Source organism: Ruegeria sp. D3, from assembly GCF_056534465.1.
Window position 1 is genome coordinate 231,033 of sequence record NZ_JBQFPK010000008.1, and the last position, 22,244, is coordinate 253,276.

15 protein-coding genes are annotated in these 22,244 nt (G+C 50.2%); 6 read left to right on the forward strand and 9 right to left on the reverse strand.

Annotated features, from left to right (window positions below):
- Positions 1-195: 195 nt before the first annotated feature.
- Complete coding sequence (locus tag ACR0DX_RS13745) at positions 196-699, reverse strand: Hsp20/alpha crystallin family protein (protein ID WP_170355503.1); 504 nt, start codon at positions 697-699, stop codon at positions 196-198.
- 280 nt (positions 700-979) lie between these two features.
- On the opposite strand from ACR0DX_RS13745, the gene ACR0DX_RS13750 reads away from it, so the two are divergent.
- Complete coding sequence (locus tag ACR0DX_RS13750; protein ID WP_480846443.1) at positions 980-2,284, forward strand: ferredoxin reductase family protein; 1,305 nt, start codon at positions 980-982, stop codon at positions 2,282-2,284.
- Positions 2,285-2,622: 338 nt separating this feature from the next.
- Positions 2,623-3,186, forward strand: coding sequence for a flavodoxin domain-containing protein (locus tag ACR0DX_RS13755; protein WP_170355505.1), 564 nt, complete (start codon positions 2,623-2,625; stop codon positions 3,184-3,186).
- Between the two features lie 55 nt (positions 3,187-3,241).
- Here the strand turns inward: ACR0DX_RS13755 and ACR0DX_RS13760 are convergent, their stop codons facing one another.
- Both ACR0DX_RS13760 and ACR0DX_RS13765 read right to left on the reverse strand, forming a co-directional pair.
- Positions 3,242-4,087, reverse strand: coding sequence for a universal stress protein (locus ACR0DX_RS13760; protein WP_170355506.1), 846 nt, complete (start codon positions 4,085-4,087; stop codon positions 3,242-3,244).
- A gap of 88 nt (positions 4,088-4,175) precedes the next feature.
- Positions 4,176-4,553 (reverse strand): nuclear transport factor 2 family protein, encoded by a 378-nt coding sequence (locus ACR0DX_RS13765; protein WP_170355507.1) that lies wholly within the window; start codon positions 4,551-4,553, stop codon positions 4,176-4,178.
- 1,023 nt (positions 4,554-5,576) lie between these two features.
- Here ACR0DX_RS13765 and ACR0DX_RS13770 point away from each other — a divergent pair.
- From ACR0DX_RS13770 to ACR0DX_RS13780, 3 genes are all read left to right on the forward strand, one after another.
- A complete protein-coding gene (locus tag ACR0DX_RS13770) occupies positions 5,577-7,856 on the forward strand; it encodes an arylsulfatase (protein ID WP_480846446.1) in 2,280 nt (759 codons plus the stop codon).
- 84 nt (positions 7,857-7,940) lie between these two features.
- A complete protein-coding gene (locus ACR0DX_RS13775) occupies positions 7,941-9,839 on the forward strand; it encodes a DUF3604 domain-containing protein (protein WP_480846448.1) in 1,899 nt (632 codons plus the stop codon).
- 214 nt (positions 9,840-10,053) lie between these two features.
- Entirely contained in the window at positions 10,054-10,686 is a 633-nt protein-coding gene (locus ACR0DX_RS13780; protein ID WP_170527400.1) for a potassium channel family protein, read from the forward strand.
- 12 nt (positions 10,687-10,698) lie between these two features.
- Here the strand turns inward: ACR0DX_RS13780 and ACR0DX_RS13785 are convergent, their stop codons facing one another.
- The 4 genes from ACR0DX_RS13785 to ACR0DX_RS13800 form a co-directional block, all read right to left on the reverse strand.
- Positions 10,699-12,387 carry an aspartate:alanine exchanger family transporter gene (locus ACR0DX_RS13785; protein WP_170355510.1) on the reverse strand — a complete coding sequence of 563 codons (1,689 nt, stop codon included), beginning with the start codon at positions 12,385-12,387 and terminating at the stop codon, positions 10,699-10,701.
- Positions 12,388-12,462: 75 nt separating this feature from the next.
- A complete protein-coding gene (locus ACR0DX_RS13790) occupies positions 12,463-15,585 on the reverse strand; it encodes an efflux RND transporter permease subunit (RefSeq protein ID WP_480846451.1) in 3,123 nt (1,040 codons plus the stop codon).
- A gap of 15 nt (positions 15,586-15,600) precedes the next feature.
- Positions 15,601-16,722 carry an efflux RND transporter periplasmic adaptor subunit gene (locus ACR0DX_RS13795; RefSeq protein ID WP_170355512.1) on the reverse strand — a complete coding sequence of 374 codons (1,122 nt, stop codon included), beginning with the start codon at positions 16,720-16,722 and terminating at the stop codon, positions 15,601-15,603.
- A gap of 328 nt (positions 16,723-17,050) precedes the next feature.
- Positions 17,051-17,869 carry a hypothetical protein gene (locus ACR0DX_RS13800; protein WP_170355513.1) on the reverse strand — a complete coding sequence of 273 codons (819 nt, stop codon included), beginning with the start codon at positions 17,867-17,869 and terminating at the stop codon, positions 17,051-17,053.
- Positions 17,870-18,059: 190 nt separating this feature from the next.
- On the opposite strand from ACR0DX_RS13800, the gene ACR0DX_RS13805 reads away from it, so the two are divergent.
- Entirely contained in the window at positions 18,060-19,019 is a 960-nt protein-coding gene (locus ACR0DX_RS13805; RefSeq protein WP_170355514.1) for an AraC family transcriptional regulator, read from the forward strand.
- A gap of 82 nt (positions 19,020-19,101) precedes the next feature.
- On the opposite strand, the gene ACR0DX_RS13810 is transcribed toward ACR0DX_RS13805, so the two are convergent.
- Positions 19,102-20,277: an alpha/beta hydrolase gene (locus ACR0DX_RS13810; protein ID WP_480846454.1), complete on the reverse strand. Its 1,176-nt coding sequence runs from the start codon at positions 20,275-20,277 to the stop codon at positions 19,102-19,104.
- Between the two features lie 173 nt (positions 20,278-20,450).
- Entirely contained in the window at positions 20,451-21,449 is a 999-nt protein-coding gene (locus ACR0DX_RS13815; protein WP_170355516.1) for an Lnb N-terminal periplasmic domain-containing protein, read from the reverse strand.
- Positions 21,450-22,244: the final 795 nt, after the last annotated feature.

Sequence of the window (22,244 nt, forward strand, 5' to 3'; positions counted from 1 at the left end):
GGGGCATTCTATCACGCCGCAACACCAAACCTATGGTTTGACGCGAATGTACAAAAAAGCACATTTAAACAAGCACCTGCGATGTCTACCGGATTCAACCCAACACATCTACCAGACCGCCGTCCGAAGAAGGCCGATCCATGATCGGCCCTCTGCTTTGGCATTTGCAAGCACCGTATCGCGCCAACAGTCTGTCTATTTCGACGATACCTTGATCTTACGGCTTGGATCCTGAGGTTCAGTCTTCGGCATTTGAATACGCAAAACGCCCTTGTCGAATGTTGCTGAAACCTTGTCGACTTCCACAGTATCTGGCAGCGACATGGCTCTGGAAAAGCTGCCATAGCTTCTTTCGCTGACACGCAGATCGCCCGTTTCGTCATGCGCAATCTTCTTCTGACCGCGCAGGATTAGCCTGCGATCCTTGATTTCAATTTCTACATCATCCTCTTCGAGCCCCGGCAATTCAGCCGTAAGGACTATCGCAGAATCCGTCTCTTGGATATCGATTGCCGGAGAAATCGCGCCTGTCATATCAAGAGACGGAAAACCCGTGCGTTGCGCAGCCGTTTCCATTGGTAGGAAAGGTGATCCTCCCCCAAAAAACCGCGACATCAGGGTTTCCATTTCACGTCGAAAATTGTCGGAGAGCGGATGCGTTCCAGTGAAAAGTTGCGGGGACTTTTTATCTTCTAGCATTTTTTGAGCCTCCTCCTTTGGTCGGATTTCGCGCGCGCAACATTATGACAGGAAAGGCGGTCAATGACCTTGATCTTGCGCAAGCATGCAGCCTCAGCTTTAGCCAGATCGCACGTACCAACCGGACGAACAGAAACGGGAACCGTCGGCAAACACACTTGCCCTGTTATGCTGCAATTCAGACCAATCTCAGTAGCCTTGATCGGAGTCCCATGTCAGCTTAGCGTTTAATCTGAATGAGCCCGGGTTGCTTACCTTTAGAAATTTGGAGCAAAGCCGTATGAAATGGCCTTATCTGGCGCTGACCTACGTTTTGCTGATCTTGGCCCCCTTGGGGTTTTCCTGGTCTCTGGGATGGCAACCGCGATCATTTCATCAAGAGCTCGCGTCCGGGCTTGGAATGCTTGCTTTTTCAATAATACTAGTTGAGTTCTTGCTGTCTGGGCGGTTCAGATTCATCTCTTCCGGTCTGGGTATGGATGTGACCATGCGGGTGCATCAGATGATGGCGCGCACAGCGCTTGGCTTTGCGCTAATACACCCGCTGCTGTACCAGGGTACGCCATCTGGCGGACACCGCCCGTGGGATGAAACAAACCAACTTACGATTTCGACTGACTTTTCTGCCCTGGCGTCGGGCATCGGCGCATATTTTTTACTGTTCATTCTGGTTGCCTCGGCAATTGCCCGTAAATCCCTTGATTACAAGTACGAGACATGGCGCCTATTGCACGGGCTGGGAGCCTTGGCGATTGCGTGCCTGCTGTTGCACCACACGGTCTATGCCGGGCGCTACGGCGGACATCCGCCAATGACGTTTCTCTGGCTTGCCCTGACCACTATTGCAGTAGGGACTTTACTGTATGTCTATCTCGTTTGCCCTTTGCGTCAGAGGAAAAGGCCGTGGCGCGTTGCTTCTGTGTCTCGACTAACACCAAAGCAATGGGAGTTGCGGCTCAAGCCCGATGGTCACACCGGACTAACTTTCGAAGCAGGGCAGTTTGCTTGGCTAAATGTCGGCCACAGTGCTTTCTCGCTGCAAGAAAACCCATTCTCGATTAGTTCAGCACCAGCTGAAGGCCCCGAGGTGTCCTTTGTGATAAAGGAACTTGGGGATTTCACATGCGGTCTCGGACAGATCGCTCCGCAAACCCCGGTCTATCTGGATGCCCCACACGGAAATTTGTCGATCAGCCACTGTCCTGAGAAAGGCATTGTTCTGATCGCAGGTGGTGTGGGTATCGCGCCGATGTTGAGCATTATGCGTCAAGTAAGGTTGAGCGGAACACAACGCGATCTCAAGCTTATCTATGGCAACCGGGTGGAGGAGCAGATTGTTTATCCTCGGGAGTTGTCCAAAGAAGAAACAGTATTTGTTCTATCCGAACCGCCCAAGGATTGGCGCGGCGAAACAGGTTTGATCGACGGTCCCCTGTTGGACCGCAATTTGTCATCTGAACAATTTGAGAGCTGGCTTTTTGTTCTCTGCGGCCCCCCGGCCATGATGGACGCCGTCGAAGATCATCTGATCGCTCGGGGCACCGCGTCACATCGGATTTTGTCTGAAAGGTTTGACTATGACTAGACTGCTCAGAAAACTGCCCGCAAGCCAACAAGCTAAGGTCACGGTGTGGTGCATCAGTTTTGTAATCCTAGTCGCTGTTTTGGCCTTTTCCTTAAGGTAGCAAAACAAGCCATTGGGCCATAGCCAGCTTCAAAAATTGTCAGCCCAGAAAAGCCGATTTGCTTCGAGATGTAGGTCGTTGCGAACTTCCTTAAAAACATGCTCTGCGTGGACAGCAAAAGCGAACCACAACTCTCCCGATACGCTCCTAAGTAACGCCTTTGATGGAGATCAAGGGCAAACCAAGCCACTTATTCATAATTTGAAATCTATTCAGACCGATTTATGGGAGGATCGGAATGACCGTACTCATCGTCTTCGCTACAGTCGAAGGCCAGACAGCAAAGATTGCGCGCTTCATCAGCAGTGTCGCGAAGAATGCCGGATTCAACGCAAAGCTTATCAATACCGATGAAATGTCCAGCCACGTATCACTTGACGATGTAGTCAAGGTCGTTCTTCTGGCCCCTGTCCACGAGCGTAGGCATCCCGAGTCATTCGAGGCTTTTGTCGCTTCTAATAGAGATGCCCTAATGGAACGAAAGTCTCTCGTGCTTTCCGTCGGTCTAAAAGCTGCTTTCGCGTCAGGTCGAGAAGAAGCGCAAGACTATCTCAACGAAATGCTAATGCGAACAGGTTTTGAACCAGATGCAACAGCGTTGGTCGCAGGCGCGGTGAGGCCCGAAAGCTACGGATATTTTGAGAGGGAGATCCTAAAGCACGTTGTCTTGCTGGGTCGAAAAATCGATCCACGAGATGGTGCACGGGAGTTCACTGATTGGGACGAATTAACGTCTATTGTGGTAGATTTCCTTGTCGGAAACGGCCGGTCCAATCAGCATCAATCTCAAGCGATATCCTAACAACAGCTGGCTGCTCTCGTATTTGTCAGAAAATCACTGTCGCCTGTTCGCTTCATCAGTGTCCTAATAGCACTGGCAACCCTGTCTGCTCCAACATAGCTTGCGTCGTTCCACCAAAGAGTGACTCACGCAGATGGGAATGCCCATACGCGCCCATAACAACGAGGTCGGCTCCCAATTCTGTTGCGCTATCCTGAATGCAGCGTTCGATCGAGTCCCCACCACACGGAAACTGCGACACGGTCACTTTGCAACCGTGATGACGGAGCCATCCAGCAACGTCGGTTCCGGGTTCTTCGCCTTCTACGTCATCAGACGACCGCAAATCGAAACACCCAACCACAACTTCCTTGGCCGCCAGAAAAAAAGGTAAAGCTAAATGCGCAGCCCTAGACGCAGGCAGGCTATCATTCCATGCTAAGAAAATGCAGTCGCGTTGGGCAAACGGATCTCCATTTATCATCATGGCGACTGGCGAATGGAACAATACTCCGTACGCGACCTTATGAAACAAATCGGGATCTTTTCGCAACTCAGCGTCAAGAAAGGCGATATCACAGCATTTGGCTTGGCCTGCCACAAGATGCTGTAAGTCAGTTCCAGATCCAATAAAGGCGTTTACATTTGCCGATACACCCTGCGCGGCCAGAAGCGCTTCAACTTCGGTGGCGCGGGACTTCAAGGCGGCATTTTTTTCGTCTAGAACATCCAACCAGTTTGAAGGGAGACCCGCCTCAACGAACCTGTTTGATCCATAGTTTAGATAAGGCAGGTTGGGTAAAGCCGCAATCAATACACAAATCAAGTGGCCGTTCTGGATGCGGGCAGTTTTAGCGCATTCCAAAATCGACGCGTCGTCAGCATCAACTCCTACATAATATGTCACTGTTCTGTGTCGCATTCCCGACCTCCGTCCGGAATTTCACTTCGCCCAAGCGCCGTGCGCACTGATTAAACCAACAAATAGAAGATGTTGTCAGTCGCTCTACTTACTTCGGCAGCATGAAGAACTCTTCCAGCACAATCTTGCCGTCCGCCACCGAATACAAAGCGATCTCGCGCAGCGAAATGCGCTCACCCGTAGACTTCTGAATCACTTCAGCCCTGAAACGCACTCCAAAGCGGTTGGGTGGGTGGACGTAGGGACCATCCACGACGAGTTCCTGGATTTCGTGCGAGGCCAACCAATCCTCTCTTTTTCCCTTGATGGCTTCTCGCCCCTTTGAAACGCGGAATTGTCGAGCCGGAGGCACGACTGCCTCTATCGACTGTGCGTTTTCGGCATACATTTCATCAACACTTCCAAGGCCCCTGCGCTCACGCATGGCCTGGACGAAGGATCTACCGATTTCAATTAACTCTTCCATGAATCCCCCCCTGAGTTATCATTGAGTGTAGCACTTCTTGCCCGCTCAAATCTTGACAAGGATCAATGAGCATAAGGGGAGATGCAATGAGGCCGAATCGTACTCAACTCTGCTCAGCCAGAAGTAACTTACTTAATACCGCGCCACATTCGCATCAATCTACAAGAAAGGCGGACAGGGTCAGCGCGCTAGTGTCGCCGTTTCTATGGCGTGTAGATCGAACTGGAGGGTGCCCTGGCAGCAATGATTGTGTTTGTCCAAATACAAACACCGCCCTGAGGCGGCTTGTTCGAGACTCTGTTGGCTTAAGTTGGTTGCGGGAGCAGGATTTGGCCTTTGCCGAACGTCCGCGAAGTTGACTTTCTAACGATACAACTTTGCGCAGTTCTTAACTTCATGAGGATAAGTTGAAGAGTTTGGTTCACTAAAAGAAGACGGACGAGTCGACCAATAAAGGGTCGCCCAAACCTCCACCAAAGCGTAGGTTTGCACTTTTGGGATGTTAAAATAACGTGCAAAATCAACAGGCACGACAAATAATTCACCCAATTGTGCACATGTTTTGACCTAGCCAAAGATGCGACGGTACGAGAGGAGCAAGGTGTCGTGCGGCGTTCAGCATCGGATTGCCTAACCTTAGAGTAGTTTGGCGTCGTTACCCGAAGCAATCTAAACCCTGAGTAGCCTGTTAATCAAAGCGCTCAAGTTCCATTTGCTAACATTGCTAAAGTTTCGAGCAACTCTAGCAGTGAATTTCAGTTCAACTGTGACAGTGATGACGGTCAAAGCTGCCAAATAAACACCGGCACAGCGTGCAAAGAGACCAATACCCAACCGTAGAGTTCTTGGCACCTGAAACGAAGGCAGATCGCCGGCTACCAACATTCATTCGATATGAACGGTCACCTGAGAAGACCGTTTGAGCAATTAAATCAGAAGGGAAAACACATGAGGTTGCCGAACTTGGGTGCAGCACAAGGTGTAATTTTGGCGAGCATGCTGTCTTTATGTGCAACGCCATCTATGTCGCAGGATGACTGGGACCGCTCAGTTTTGCCGATCCCTTTAACTAAATTCAACGGTCATATCGGCCTAAGAACTGGCGATTCCAGTCTGGACTTTCCGAGGCAAGTCGTCGCCCCGGAAGGTGCGCCCAACATTCTTCTAATTATGCCCGATGACGTTGGGTTCGGGGCACCCACAGCATTTGGCGGACCTGTCCCAACAGCAGCGTATGATCGACTAGCCGAAGACGGACTACGTTTCATCCAGATGCATACAACCGCACTATGTTCGCCAACCCGGGCTGCGTTGATATCGGGGCGCAATCACCATTCGAACGCGACCGGTGTAATAATGGAAATCGGCACCGGCTTCCCAGGCTACAACTCCCTCATGCCTAAGGAAAACGGAACTATTGCAGAAATTCTCAAGGGAAACGGCTACAATACCGCATGGTACGGCAAGAACCACAATGTTCCTGATTGGCAGTCGAGCCAAGTCGGACCTTTTGATCTGTGGCCGACCGGCTTGGGCTTTGAACAATTCTTCGGTTTCATTGGTGGCGATACGAGCCAGTTCACCCCTGCTATTTTCGATGGAACCAAACCGATCGAACCGCCCAACACCGAAGACTATCACCTAGACGTAGACATGGCGGATCGGGCTATCAACTATATTCGCGAACAACATGCACTTGCGCCGGACAAACCGTTTTTCGTTTACTATGCGCCCGGCACCTCGCATGCCCCACACCACGCTCCAAAGGAATGGATCGAAAAATTCAAAGGACAATTCGATCAAGGTTGGGACAAGGTCCGTGAAGAGTCGTTCGCCAGGCAGAAAGAACTGGGAATAATCCCTGAAGATACCCTTCTAACTCCGAGACCTGAGCAACTGCGTGCTTGGGATTCACTGAACGACCAACAAAAAGAACTCTACGCACGAATGATGGAGGTCTACGCCGGCGCTCTTGCCCATATGGACCATCAAATCAACCGCATTATCGACGCCGTTGAGGAGACGGGTGAGTTGGATAACACCCTCATTATCTACTTGATGGGCGACAACGGAGCGAGCGCCGAAGGCAGTCCGGATGGCCTGCTGAATGAAATGACTTTCTTCAACAACATCGCCGTACCCTTTGAAGATACATACGCGAGAATGCATGAGCTGGGAGGGCCAAATACCTTTGGTCACTTCCCTTCAGCTTGGGCGCACGCCATGAACACACCATTCCAATGGACCAAACAAATTGCCAGCCATTTCGGGGGCACACGCAACGGTATGATCATTCGCTGGCCAGCGGGGATAGAAGCCAGAGGCGAAGTGCGAAGTCAGTTCCACCATGTAATCGACATCATGCCGACAATCCTTGAAGCGGTAGGGATCCCAGCGCCGACATCAATAAACGGCGTCGCGCAATCTGAAATAGAAGGCACCAGTATGGTTTACGCTTTCGACAATGCCGACGCCCCTTCAACTCGTCGTACCCAGTATTTTGAGATGATGGGCAATCGCGCGATTTACAGCGACGGGTGGGTAGCCACCACTACCCCGCCGGAAGCTCCCTGGATTAGCGTCACCCAGAAAAGCGACGTGATCAATGATTGGATGTGGGAACTTTATAATGTCCAAGAGGACTTCTCGCAGGCCAACAACTTAGCTAACGAAAACCCCGAGAAATTGGCCGAGTTGCAGATCTTATTCTATGGTGAAGCCGCCAAATACAATGTCCTTCCAATCGACAACGACAAGGTCGACAGGCTGGACGTAGCGCTCCGTCCAAGCCTGACGCAAGGTCGTTCGAAGTTCACATATTTCGACAACATGCGACGTATCCCGGAAGGCACTGCACCCGACTTCAAGAACAAGTCACATACGATCACCGCGCATGTTGAAATTGGCGAGGGTGAGACTGACGGAATGCTCGTCACACAAGGTGGACGATTTGGAGGATGGGCGCTCTATGTGTTGGGAGGAAAGCCAATCTACACCTACAATGTCGCCAACCTTGAGCGGTACAACATAGTGGGAGATGTCCTTACGCCGGGCGAGCATATTATTCGCTACGAGTTCGAATACGACGGTGGAGGTGTCGGCCTTGGCGGGACAGGAAAACTCTTTGTAGACGATACACTTGTGGGTGAGGGCCGGGTCGAACGGACAATGGGCTACCGGATATCTCTCGACGAGACCTTCGATATTGGCTCCGACGCAGGAGAACCAGTGAGCGAAGACTATCATGTGCCATTCGACTTCCCAGGAGTTTTGAAGAAAGTCGAAGTTGAATTGGACCCTTAAGAGGAAACCATAACTTGCGAGCGACCAGCGTCCCTAAGGTCCTAACAAAACCTTCGCTCGAAAACGTGGAAATGGAGGCCCTAAATGAAGCTCAGTTTTGCCACCGCAATTTCAATCACAACGCTGGTCGCCGCGACGACCTCAGCCCCTGCGCAAGACCTCTTGCCACCCGCTGATTTAGTCGATGAGCCAAAGGCTGAATACTCACCTTATGTCGACGACCATTTTCCTAACCGTGTTCTTTTCGGTGATACGCACTTGCACTCCTCGTGGTCTGCAGATTCAGGTATGGCAGGCGGAGTGTTGGATCAGGATGCCGGGTATCGCGTATCACGTGGCGAAGAGGTGACAAGCGCGCTCGGTTGGAGGGTAAAACTGATCCGCCCTCTCGACTTTGTAGTGATGGCCGATCATGCCGAAAACCTCGGCCTCGCAGATTTTATCCGTCGCTCGGACCCGCTAATTCTGGCCAACGAGACCGGTAAACGCTGGCATGATATGGTTAAATCCGGCAACGGATATGACGCATTTCTTGAGTGGCTGCGCGCTAATGATACCGACTTGATCAACGAGCCAAAACTGCTCGCAACGGCATGGGATAGTGCAACAACCAACGCTGACGAATACTACCAGCCTGGAACATTCACCACATTTCATGGCTTCGAATGGACGTCTCACCCCGGCGGCAACAACATGCATCGCGTTGTGATCTTCCGTGATGGCAAAGATCGCACTTCCCAAGTGTTCCCATTTTCGCAATACGACTCCACCGATCCCGAAGATTTATGGGACTACATGGCGGCTTATGAAGAGAAAACCGGTGGTCAGGTCCTTGCGATCCCGCACAACGGTAATTTGTCGAATGGGCTTATGTTCGCATTAGAGACCATTGACGGGTCAAATCTGTCAGGGGAAACAATCGACGCGAACTACGCGGCCAAGCGCATTCGTTGGGAGCCTTTGGCGGAAGTTACCCAACAAAAAGGTGATGGTGAGGCCCACCCGCTTTTGTCCCCAGACGATGCGTTCGCCGACTTTGAGACGATCGACGCTGGTAATCTAAACGGTCAGGGCGCAAAGACGCCTGAAATGCTCCCTGCTGAATACGCTCGCGAGGCCTTGAAGACCGGCCTTATGGCAGAGGCAAACCTTGGCGTTAACCCCTTCAAATTCGGAATGATCGGTTCAACAGACAATCATACTGCCCTGCCCACTTCGCGCGAAGAGAACAATTTTTCAAAGGCTTCATTCGTAGAGCCCGCTCCTGACCGTGCTTTCCACCCGCTTGTTGCAGCCGACGACCCCGCACTGTCTATCATGGAAGCCGACGTCGGTGCTTCGGGTCTTGCAGCTGTTTGGGCAAGGGAAAATACCCGCGAGTCAATCTGGGACGCTATGGCTCGGAAGGAAACTTATGCAACTTCCGGAACGCGCCTTTCTGTTCGAGTTTTCGCGGGCTGGGATTTCTACGCTGAAGAGGTTTCGCGCCCTGACTTTGCCCGTACCGGCTATGCCCGCGGGGTGCCGATGGGTGGCGACCTGACCGACGCGCCAAGTGGCAGCTCTCCGACACTGATGATCCGTGCTCTGCGTGATCCCGACGGTGCCAATCTTGATCGCATTCAGATCGTGAAAGGCTGGTTGAACGACGACGGCACGACTTCAGAGAAAATCTTTGACGTAGCCTGCGGTGATCGGGCAGTCGTCGATCACGCCTGTGATGGAGATGTCGGCAACACTGTCAATGTAGCGGATGCCTCTTACACCAACACGATAGGTGAGCCGTTATTAACCGGTTACTGGATTGACCCGGAATTTGATCCAGAAAAGCGCGCATTTTACTATGTTCGTGTGATAGAAATTCCGACGCCTCGGTGGACAGCTTACGACGCGAAGTTCTTCAATGTCCAAATGCCGGAAGGCACTCGGATGCAATTGCAGGACCGCGCTTACACTTCCCCCATTTGGTATACGCCAAAATAGGTGTTTAGCTAAAACTCAAAAAGGAACGCGGCTCACGCACGTTCATCCTGTGGTTTCTTTCGCACGGGATAGCGGCACATAGTCGAACAAAACTGTTTTAGCATCACAGAGGTGCGCTGAGACTAACGCGATGACACCGAAATCTTCCCAACAATATAGTATGAAAGACCAACCGCGTCTCAATGACTGGGCCATAAATTGAAACAGCATGCTTATGCAGCATAACTCTTACTTGTTGTTAGCCTCGTTGCTACTCATGATCGTGATGTCTCCACTGCTGGAGAGTTTTGTCCTTGGGCAAAGAGTTCTGGATGTGATTTTTTGCCTAGTGCTAATGAGCGCGGTTCTTTCTTTGGCAGTTCGTCCCACAGTACAATTGGCAGCAATTGCGGCAGCTTTGGCAACTCTACTCGTTCGTTTAACTGGCGCATTAGATTTCGGAGACGCTTGGTTCATATTAGGGTATATTTTGTCCCTATTATTGTTGGTACTTGCGTTCATCAGTTTGATGAAAGCCATTATTGCAGCCGATTATATTAACCTGAAAGTCATTACCGATGCTGTGTCCTGCTATCTATTGATCGGCATTGCTTGGGCACTGATTTTTTCAATAATACATACTGTTTTGCCACATGCTCTAGATTTTGGAGAGCCTAACGGATCTGAAAAGTGGAGTAGTTACATATATTTAAGCTTTATGACACTCACAACCCTCGGTTATGGAGACATAACCTCCAACAACGCGGTTGTTCAAATCTGGTCAATCTTAGAAGCGGTTGTAGGAGTTCTTTTCCAAGCAATACTAATCGCGAGACTTGTCAGCCTATATGGGACTCACACCAAGTAGCTCGAATAACTATCAAAGCAGCATGATTAGTGTTCCAAGAGCCGTTAAAAGTACATTGGCAAGCGCGTAAGTTCCTGCATAGCCAAGGGATGGAACGGAACTCTTCGCCGCTTGTTGAACAATCCCGAGAGCTGGTGTGCTTGTCATTGCACCAGTGAGAGCCCCTAAAAGTAAGGCTGGATTCATGTTCAGAACAATCCGCCCAAATGCATATCCAGCCAATAGTGGGATGCACGTCACGACAACACCACAAAGAAATAGTTTCGGCCCGACTGCACCAAGAGCTTCGATTATGCCACCGCCGGCATTTAGGCCAACGCCAACCATAAAAAACAGCAACCCTAGCTCCATAAGAATAAAGCGCGCCGCAGCTGGCATACGACCAAACGTTGGGCGGTTGGCCCTGAGAAAGCCAACTGCGATCCCTGAAACAAGTAGACCGCCGGCATTACCTATTCCTACGTCAATTCCACCAATTCTTACTGTTATCTGACCAATAAACAGCCCTACGACTATTCCGGCTGCAAATGTCAACAAGTCGGTTTCCACTGCGGCCCGCTCTTCTACCCCCAATATCGAAACTAACTGCTGCAAAGCGGCACGCTCGCCGGTCAAATACATCACGTCGCCACGTTGGACCCTTGTCGAAGGTGACAGCGGCATTTCTATTTGCGAGCGTGTCAATCGCGTCAGTCGGCACCCATGCTCTTGTTGGATTGCAAGCTGCCCGATCGTTTGACCGACTGCGAAGCTGGAATTGACAACCACTTCAACAACGTCGACCACAGCGTCTACCAAGTCTTCGTCTAGCACTTCGCGGCCGAGCTTCATTTCCTCCCGAATTTTCTCATGTAGTTTCGGCGAGCAAAAAAATGCGAGTTTGTCACCAGGCTCAAGAGTTGTGTCTGGCGACACGTCGATTATGTCGTTGCCGCGCTTTAACTTATAGATGGCGCCATAGTCTTGATATTGAGACAAAAAATCGGATGATGCTTGAGCTACGGTTTTCTTTTCGTAATCGATAGATGGAACCTCGTAAGCCCGTAAAATTGGGCGCTCGGCCTCCTTTGCTGAATCCTCAGCAACAAAGCCGCGTTCCTTCGCAAAATCTTGCGCCTTTTCAACCAGATCAATTTTAAGCAGGCTTGGTAAAAGCTTAACAAGCAGCAAAAGACCCACGGTACCAAAGATATATGTAATCGCGTATCCTACACTGATGCTTTCGATTATCGCCTCAGAAGTTGAACCGGCCGGAATTGGAACCAACCCGGCTTCTACAGCGTTCTGCGCCCCTACAAGTGTAGGAGTACTCGTCAATGCCCCTGCCATCAAACCAGCGGCAAGCGCGTTTTCCAAGTCGACCACAAGCGCCAGTCCAACCACTAATGCAAAAGAGCCCAGTGACATAAATAGTGCGATGGTCAAATAGCTGAGGCCATCTTGGCGCAACACGTTTATAATTTGCGGACCCGCTTGCCATCCAACCGAGTAGATGAACAAAGTAAACCCGATTGATTGGACGATCGGATCAATTTGAAATCCAAAATGACCGAAAACCAAAGCGCACAACAAAACACCGCCGGTAATCCCTATCTCGAATTGACCAATTTTGACGTTGCCTATCACGTAACCGATGGCAATGATCGTAAAAACGACCAACACCGAGTTGGCTGAGAAAAGCTGAAAGAAATCGATAGTCATCTCTGCCCCGCTGTAGAGGGTATCGTTGTTCTCGCCTTTGGTTACTTTACCGGCTGGAAAGATAACCCCAATTAGTTACGTTGCTGGCTCCTTCACACGATAGTAAATCGAGTAGAAGACCGGAATCATTATCATCGTGAACACCGTCCCAAAGGCCAATCCGACGGCCATCGTCGTTGCCATGGCGACCCAGAAGATATCCTGCATCAATGGAAGAACACCGAGAATCGTTGTACCTGCGCCAAGCAAAACGGGGCTTAGTCGAGAAACAGCAGCATTCATTACCGAGTCATACTGTTCCATACCTTGCGATTTATTCAGATTGATTTCGTCTAACAACACAATCGCATTTTTTATCATCAACCCGATGAGGCTCATGGCCCCAAGCAACGCCATGAAAGAAAAGGGTTGCAGGAATGTTAGCAAACCAACGGTAATACCGATTATAGCTAGCGGGACGACCGAGAAGATCACAAAAACTGGTCGAATAGCGTTGAAGAGCACCACAATCAAAAACACGATAATTATGATAGCGGGCGCCGCACCGGGCTGAAGCGAAGTTTGACTGTCCACTGTCCCGAAGTATTCTCCTCGCCATTCCAACTGATAACCGGGAGGCAAGGGTATAGCCTCGAACTCCTCACGTACACTTTCGAACAACGTTGGAAATGTAACTTCGTCAGGGCTGGCCTGAATAGTTACAGCGCGCTTGCGATTCCAGCGCACAATAATTGGGTCTTCCAGCACAACTTTGATGTCTTCTGTTACCGCAGAGAGCGGCAAGTTCTTTACAGACAGGGCTGGAACGACCTGCAAAAGCTCAAAGTCTTCGGCAGTTCGTTGCCTTTCATCGTCGACACGTCGAACAATAATTGGCAAGAGATCTTCGTTTTGGCGATAGAGTCCGACGGGCAAACCGTCAAATGCCGCGCGAGACGCATTCGCGATATCAGCGCGAGAAGTTGCGGTCCAAACACCCGTAACCTGATCAAACTCAGGAACAATCTTTGGAACTCGATTGCGCATGTCGGTCCGGATGTCCTTTGCGTAGGGCGACTTTTGAAGTATCTCCACCCCCTGCCGCGCAAGATCCCTCAACACTTCCGGGTTTGCATTTGCCGGACCCGAGAACCTTGCCTCGAACGGCCAGGTAAAACCGGGACCTGCTGTGAACTTTCGAACTCGGACCATTGCCTCAGGCAGGTTGTCCACAACCCAAGGCTCTAGTTCTTCGACAAGGCTATAAACACTGTCTAGATCGGTCGTGTTAATAATGACTTGTGCGTAGCTTTCGTAGGGAAATTCTGGATCAACGGGAAGATAGAATCTGGGGCCTCCGGAACCTACAAACGTGGAAACTCCGGAAACACGCTCATCTCCCTCGAGGTGATCTTCCACCCTTTTTGCCAGAGCCGAAGTTTGTTGAATGCGCGTACCTTCAGGTGCCCAGATATCGACCATAAACTGCTGCCGCGTCGCATCAGTGAAGAAGAGTCGATCTACGAACTGGAACCCGTAAAGCGCGGATCCGAACACTGCCAGCATAACAATTACGGTAAGCCAGCGCACTCTGATGCATGTAGACAAGACCGCGCGGAACATCGTGAAAACAACGCCTGCATATGGATCTCGTGATGAGTCTCGGTCAGCTTCCGAGATCTTGATAAGATCAACACACATCAATGGCGTGATTGTCATGGCAATAAGCCAACTTAGCAGCAGCGAAACCCCTACCACCACAAATAGTGAACCGGCATACTCGCCTGCATCTGCGGTTGCTGCGAAGATTGGGTAGAAAGCCATCATTGCGATAACTGTCGCGCCCAGAAGAGCCCAACTCGGTTGGGCAGCGGCTTCAATGGCAGCCGCCTTGCGATCCATTCCTTTCTTCAAACGGACAGCCATACCATCTGCAACTACAATGGCGTTATCGACCATCATTCCCAGAGCAATAACCAGCGCACCTAGAGAAACCCTTTGAAGATCAATTTGCAGTATAGACATTACAATGAAGGTGCCGAGGATCGTCAGGATAAGCGCACCGCCTATTACCAGCCCCATACGCCAACCCATGGCCAGAGCAACAACGAGTAGGACGATAAGAACCGCTTCGCCCAAGTTTATCATGAAGGCGTTTATGGCTTCCGTCACGAGATCGCTCTGCCAAGCGATTTTGTGCATTTCAATTCCCAAGGGAAGGTTGGACTCGACAATGGCCAAAGCCGCATCCAAATTTCGTCCCGTGTCTACAATATTGCCGCCAGTCACATTGGCTATTGATATCCCAATTGCGGATTGGCCATTGAATCGCATGACATTGATGGGTGGTTCCAGGTAACCTTGTCTGACATCTACAACGTCCTTGATTGCGATTGTTTCAGCACTGCGGTCTCTGGGGCGAGTTGCCTCATCAGCAAAATCCGCGGGAATATCCAGAGCTTTGTCCAGCAAGCTTGTACGGACTCGTAAGTTCCCGATATCTTCCGGGCTTTTAAATTCTCCAGTCGGCGCAATTCGAAGGCGCATATCGCCAAGCTCTAGTTGCCCCGCATTAACGACCTGGTTCTGCAGTGCCAGCGTTGCAACAAAGTCTTCCGTCGTTACCCCGAGATCCAGAAGCTTTTGTTCCGAAGCATCAAGGTAAATAACCTTTGGCTGCACTCCCCAAGTTTCGACACGTGCAACTCCTTGAACAAGCGCCAGCTCTTTGCGGATCGCCTTTACGTATTCTTCCAGTTGCGCGTAGGAGAAACCGTCGCCCGTTATCGCAAGAACGAACCCATACACAAAACTGAAGTCGTCGATAACGTTTGGGGTCATGGCTCCTGGCGGAAGCTGACCATGGACATCCCGAACCTTGCTACGCATCTTGTCCCAAACTTGGGGCAAGCGGTCCGCCCAATACTCCTGTTTGATTTCGACCTTTACAATTGAAAGTCCAGCTTTTGAGTAAGACGTAAGAAAACGAAGTTCCGGGAGTTCTTGAATCGCAGATTCTATGAGGTCAGTAACCTCTAGCTCAACTTCTTCAGGGCTTGCACCAGGATATTGAGTAATCACGATCGCGGTTTTGACTGTAAAATCGGGATCTTCGAGTTGGCCAAGACGGAAATAACTAAAAGTTCCGATGACCAAGATAAGGAACAGCGTAAAATACGTTACAACTCGGTTCTCAATGGATATCTGCGGAAGTGACATGGCTGCCTCCAGAATTTAAGGCGCTTCGACCCGGACCTTTTGGCCCTCGGTTATGACATTGACACCTGCAGTGACGATACGATCCCCCGCATCAAGCCCTTGAACAACTAATCCCCTCCCCCCGATAGAAATTACTTCAACAGATTTTGGAGAAACTGTGTTTGACGCTTCATCAATAAGCCAAACGAAAGTGTTTCCCGCGTTTTCCCCGTCAGGCGAAAACACAGCTGCGCTGGGAATCTCAACACCGGTCTTCGCCCAGTTCTCGGGCAGTCGTACACGAGCAGTCGCTTTACCGGCCATCCCGGGTTGGATTTTGGCTTCGTCAGGTTGATCCATTACAATCGTAACTGGATACGTACGAGTGCTGAGCGACGCCTCAGAACCTATCCTGGAAATTTCTGCAGGAACTTCTAAATTCGGTAGGCTTGAAAAAGTAACGCTGATTTCTTCCACGAAAGGAGCCAGCCCTATCAGAGCTTCTGGAACGCCGATTTCCATTTCGATCTGGGAAGTATCCAGGATGCGCATTACCGGTTGTTTCGCGACAACGTTCTGAAAGTTGTCCGCAAAAACCTCCGACACAATCCCATCGAAAGGTGCTTTCAGTTCCGTATAGTTTAGGTTGAGACGAGCAGCGTCCAGCAAACCTTCAGTCGCTTCAATTTTTGCCTTGGCTGCATCGACAACCATAATTTGGTCGTCAACGTTGGCCTGAGAAACAAAATCATTTTCGAGCAGTTTTTCTCTGCGCTCCAATTCTGTGGTTGCGTTGGACAATGCCGCTTGAAGAGAAGCTTGTTCCCCTTCAATTGTGCGAATCCGAGCTACATAAGGCTCCGGGTCCAAAGAACCGAGAATTTCCCCTGATCTGACAGTCGATCCCACATCGACCGGTCTGGTAATCATTCGCCCCGATACTTCGAAAGACAGGTTCACTTCCCGTACAGCTTCGGCTCGACCAGGATAGCTGTCAGTCCGAAACCTTTCTGTGTCACCCACGATCATCGACAAAACCGGTCGAGCAGGTTTTTCTGTCGCTTCGGCACTATCCTCTTCAAAGCACCCTGCAAGTGCACCTACAAAACAAATCGTCATCCAAAACTTGGCGTGTTGTTTAAAGCAAGTTTTTTCCATTTGTTTTACTCTCACTGAATTGGACAGGTTGGATGACCGCGCTGTTTGGCTTTCCGTTCGTTACTCAGACTTCATCGTAGGCGCTTAACTTTTCTACACAAAACACTCATTCAAACCTTTGAATAAAAAGTGCTTTTAGTGAACGCCCTACCGAATCGGTCATCTAACAGGCAGCTACGCAACTAGTGTCAGCAGTCTCATTTTTTGGTCGGCGCAGAAGAACTTTCCTGAACACCCGACGGAACAGGGAGGCGGATTCTAAGGCTTTTCACTTGGGCCCTCTCTTTTTTGCGTTGTAGTAAGTCCTTTTGTCAGACGCTCGTTTCGATCATTGGAACTGCATATTTAGTGCAAAAAACACTTGTCGTTTTGGTTGTCCTGGCCCGCTATCGGCAACTGACCATTGAGGTTCAACGAACACGTTGAATACAGTTTTTCCGTTTACCCAGACCTTTCCGACCCGGAGGCCTAACGGTACAGAATAATCACCGTTTTCCAGATTTGCTGTCCAAATTGGAGCCCCGCCTGTGTACCAGCCGTCGCCAAGTTGGCGGAACAGAATAGGTTGCAATGCGGCGGTGTTTACGCGTTCCCGGTCGTTCGTGCTACCCACGCCGCTTCGCCAAATTAGCAAGTACCCATACTGCCAAAGTGCCGATTTTGCGTTGAAGTAGACATTAGCCAAACCCAACTGCCATTGGTCGCTGCCCAAACGGTCATCAGAGGCGGTTGGAGCCACAATAGAAGGGCCAATTGCAAAGCTTACTCCCGGTTTTTGTAAGTCGATCTGATAGGCGGCGAAGATGTCAAAATCCCCCACCCCATCTACCGTTGACCCACCATCGCCGACAGGAAAGCTGTTGAACGGCAAAGACGCGCGGATCAGCCAGTTTGTTTCCCCTAGCTGGACCGGTTGGGCGTAGCGAAGAATGAACGAATTTGCATCGTTTTCGCTAGGGCCAGTCAACTCATCGACATAATAGTTCTGCAAGTTGAAAGCCGTGAAATTTGCCAGAGGGTTATTGGCCTGCGCCGCAGCGTCTGCGCTGTCTTGTGCATAAACTTGGCTACTGAAAAGAGTAACCTTAGCCGCCAATATTGCTAAGACACCGAGCACACGCCGCAATCTTCCCTCGCCAATTTGCATTCGGTCCGCCTACCAAGCCCCGTTTTTAGGAAAACATGCTTGCATTGAAAGGCGATCATTGGGGGGAATTTCGACATCCCAAAAGTGCAAAATACGTGTCACAGACCAAAGAATTTGCCTCAATAACTGACTGTTACGTGTCAAAGAAATATTGTTTTGTCATATTTTCTGAATGTGATATTCGGAATAGATGGGGGACAAAGAACTATACAAAAACTTGTCGGTTGAACGGACATTCACAACCACGTCTGACGTCGGGCAGTTGCAGGAGGCCTCCGTCGGTTGGGATCAAGAGTACTACCAAATGACTGCCGGTCCTTTGGAGAGCAGTCTTGACTTACTTCAAGTTGGTCAAAAACAGATTGCTCGGGAGAAATGGAATCGAAAAATAGTGTACCGCGGCACAGGTATGCCCGATTGTTTCTCGGCAGCGCTCGTTTTGGAACAAGCTGAACCCGCAGTTCTTTTTGGTGAAAAAATCAAAACAGGTTCGATTGTTGTTCAACCTCCCAGTCGAGAAGCCGAGCTAATTGGCAGTACAAACTGGGATGGGGTAAATCTGGCCGTTCCCTTTTCGGAAGCGCGGTCTCTGGCGCTTAAACTCACTGGGGATGAGCTCGACTTTGAAGACATACCTCCAGTCAGTAGTCTAACTCAACAGGCGAGCAAAAGACTGGGACTCGCGGCTCAAGATTTGTTGCATCGTTCGAAACAAGAAAATGAATTTGAGATCGAACACCTGCTTGACCAGTTTACAAAGTTATTCTTGTGGGAGTTGATTAGCTCGCAGGCTTCGAAATCTGCTTCCCCACAATCGTGCCGCTCCGCGGCAATCGTTAGTCGCGCATGCGATATCGCCTATTCGGACGATGTCTGCTCCGTGGGTCTGGTCGAGTTATGCAGTGAAATCGGAGTAAGCCTTCGGACTTTACACTACGCGTTTCGAGATTGCATCGGCATATCCCCCGCAACCTGGTTACGACGCATACGCCTGAACAAAGTCCACAAAACACTTAGTGCTTCCAGTGTTGGGGAAGTCCAAATCAAAGGTGTTGCGATTGAAAACGGTTTTTTTCATCAAGGTCATTTTGCTCAACAATACAAACGGGTGTTCGGATGTCTGCCTGAAGAAACACTTGGCCGACACTAACATGTTTTGTGGCACAATACTCGCAGCCCAAGAATAGAGATCGGTGGATCTAGCCGGCCGAAAGCGCGTCATGCTCCCAAATTCAGTTGGATATCGCCTCGTCAACGACAGCGATGGTACCACTGGCGGTAATAACCACGGCTTCAGCACGACCTGAAACCTTAGCGCCTTTATCGCCTGCTAGTATTCTGTCCCCTATCAGCCGAACAACCTCGGGAGCGTCAGCAAACTTTGAATGGTGAACAGAGGTCGTGTCTTGTACCTGGGACAGGTCGATCACGTTCAAACCTAGCTCGGAAATTAGTGTTGCATCTAGCTGTCCCACTCGCGGGTTTCTTGCAATCAAGCTTGAAACCGCAAGAGCTTGGTCATTTTCGGATGTCAGCACATAGAACCTCCGTTTGTCCTTGGGGATCGCTGATAACTGAGCAATGAATAAGTCTATGTCTATGTCGGGCGACGCAAGAATAACACTTCTGAGTTTACCGCTGACATTGAAGAGCCCGCGATTTGCTATGCCGCGAGCGGCTTCCATGGCAACAAGGTTACCCATCGAGTGGGCTACGATATCTATTGTTTCTACAGGACTGTCTTTGAGTAGCCCAGGAACCTCCTCAAGCTGATCCCGTGCAATGAGTGCACTGTTGATGTCGTAGACGTAGGCACCCAAACGAGCCTGAGAGGCCCAAGAGTATAAGATGGGCACTCCGCTATACCCGGTGTCTTCCAGAAACTGAGCAAACCGCAATACTGCATCAGTCAGATTTGTGTTGTAACCATGTATCCATAGCAGAGAGGCACGTTCTCCCTTTGGCAAAGCCAAAACACTGTTCTCTACCGTGCCTACAAACTTGCTATCGTTGTCAAATATTTGCGGGTTCGTGATAACGAAATGCTTATCGGGATCTGGCGAGCTGCCTCTCGGCCTTTCGATATTGCCCGTCTTGTGGTTTGGCGGGATTACAACATCTACAGCCGCAAAGTTAAGACGATTGGCGCGACGACCTGAAAAAAACTCAGTCGCCACCGTTGAGGGTTCGCGAACAGTAGCAATAAAGATCCTATGACCTCTTTCATCGATTTCTGCTTTGGATAAAGCTCTTGTTGGTTTGAGGCCGACTAAGTTCCTTTTGGAACTGCACCCAGTCGCGACAAAAACGCTCCCTGAAAATACGAAGTGCCGCCGCGACTGATCTATGGTCTTTTTGACGCTCAACTTCACAAACCCTTTTTCCACGAATATCGCCGTCAAAGGCATCGTAGCCAGAGCACATTACACATAAGTGGAATATAAATATCGGACAAATAGGCGGGCCGCAATTTTCCCTGTATCTCAAGGCTTCCACCCGAAAGGCCGAAAAATCAATTCTGCTCTAGCAGCACCATTCAGTAACTGTCTCAAAGATAAAATGACTTATCCAAGACAAAGGGCTAAGGAACCGGAACATCTTTGCGGATTGCTGCCGAGTAACCCTCGTCTAGTCCGTTTGCTAGTGCGTTAGCTGTGATATCTCCAAGACTATACAACTGCTGAATATCAATCTCAGTATTGGTCAGTCCTTGCTCGTACAGGTAGTCAGGAAAATAGCCATTAATTACAACGCGATAGTCGACAGGAACGCTAATGCCAACATGTCGTGCGATTAAAATTGCTGATCGGGAGCAATTGGTGAAAACTGAGTTGAACCAGCGGGGTCGCTCGGCGATTTCATTTGCAGCTTCTACATAGGCGCTGATCAGTTTGATACGCTCTTCTAATTCACCACGCAGCCTGAACAGATGTACTTTCTCTTTTCGAACATTAGAGCGAAGCCCGACGACATCACGCTCCTCCGCCGCTATCATTACAATAGGATGCGCTTTGAAAAAGTCGGCCACGGGAGAAAAAGACTCTCCGACCTGTCGGCGTACTTCGATCGACCACGTCAAATACCTGCCATCAGAAAAGCCGAAGCTTAGCATAAGGTGCGCCATTTCTGGCCCACCCCAATACGACATGAAGAGGTCCACACTTTCAATTTGAGACAGATCGTATTCTCTAGTAATCCACTTCTCTTCGAAAGTATCAGCCGACTGCCATTCAAATGCACGAACGTCATTCAGAGTTAGTGTGTTGCCGCTTATTTCACCTGTGACTGTCCGTACAACATCAGGCGACCAATTTCCGTCCGAAGGTGGGGTTAGTGAGTTCCACCATATTAGTATTGCTGCGAGATATACTGCGAATCCAGACAACCATCGCCATCTACTTCTTCGAAAAATTGAAACTAGCGTTCCGAGGCCAACGACGATAAAGGAAACGATCGCAATTAACCGGATCAATTCTGGGACTGAAAATTTGAACCATAGGGCCAAAGTGCCCCATACTGTTGAGTAAGCGACAACTAGAAACAATAAAGGAAAGCAAAGAGCATTCAGCACTGTACGCATAGCGTATCCCACCATTCAATTGAGCCTTAAACAACCGTAAAAACGGCTAGAGTCGACTAGCGAGACCAAAAACCAAGGTGAGCATCAGAAAAAGGACCTGTGCCTCATACCTCTGGGTCAGTTCGTTCGAACGGCAGACTGTCGTCAGCACCGCGCCTGTAAGAGCCGACCGCATTAAAGTGATTTCTCGCTGGACGTTATCAAACATCCGTTTAGTTGTTTTTTAGTTTCATATTTCGCCGCTTAGCGCAAATTGGCCCGTACTTGTCATAAGACAATATCCGGCCCCCGCTCCTTCCCCCCGGTCTTGCGGGAGAAGGCCCTTCGCTTTCAGGTTCGTATCTGCGCGATGCCTTTTATCGGAGGCCAGCCGCTTCCCCGCAGGCTTCTCACCTGCCCCGCTCTGACCGCGCACGGTCTCGGCGATCCCCGGTTCGACGAGCGTCTGAAGACGACCGTCGACCGGTGGGTTCCGTAGTCGCGTTTCTGCACCGGGCCAGAAGGAGCCGCGTCGGTGCGGGATGGGGTAGTCCCCGAACCATAGTTCACAATTGGAGGCCGGTCGTGAACGTACCGTGGTAACCGCTTTTTTTGATCGTTCACCAGGGAAAGCAGCAAGAATAAACCGGGCGCAACGGAGACGGGGAGACCCATCCCAACCCGGAAAGTCGGATTTTACGCTCTTGCTGACTAAGTGTATTGATCTCTATTTTTTGGGGATCCTTGTGTTTCGCGCGGCCGCAAGTTGTACAAGTCGTAGCTGGTGTGACGCGCGACAGCCCTCCAATATCGAAG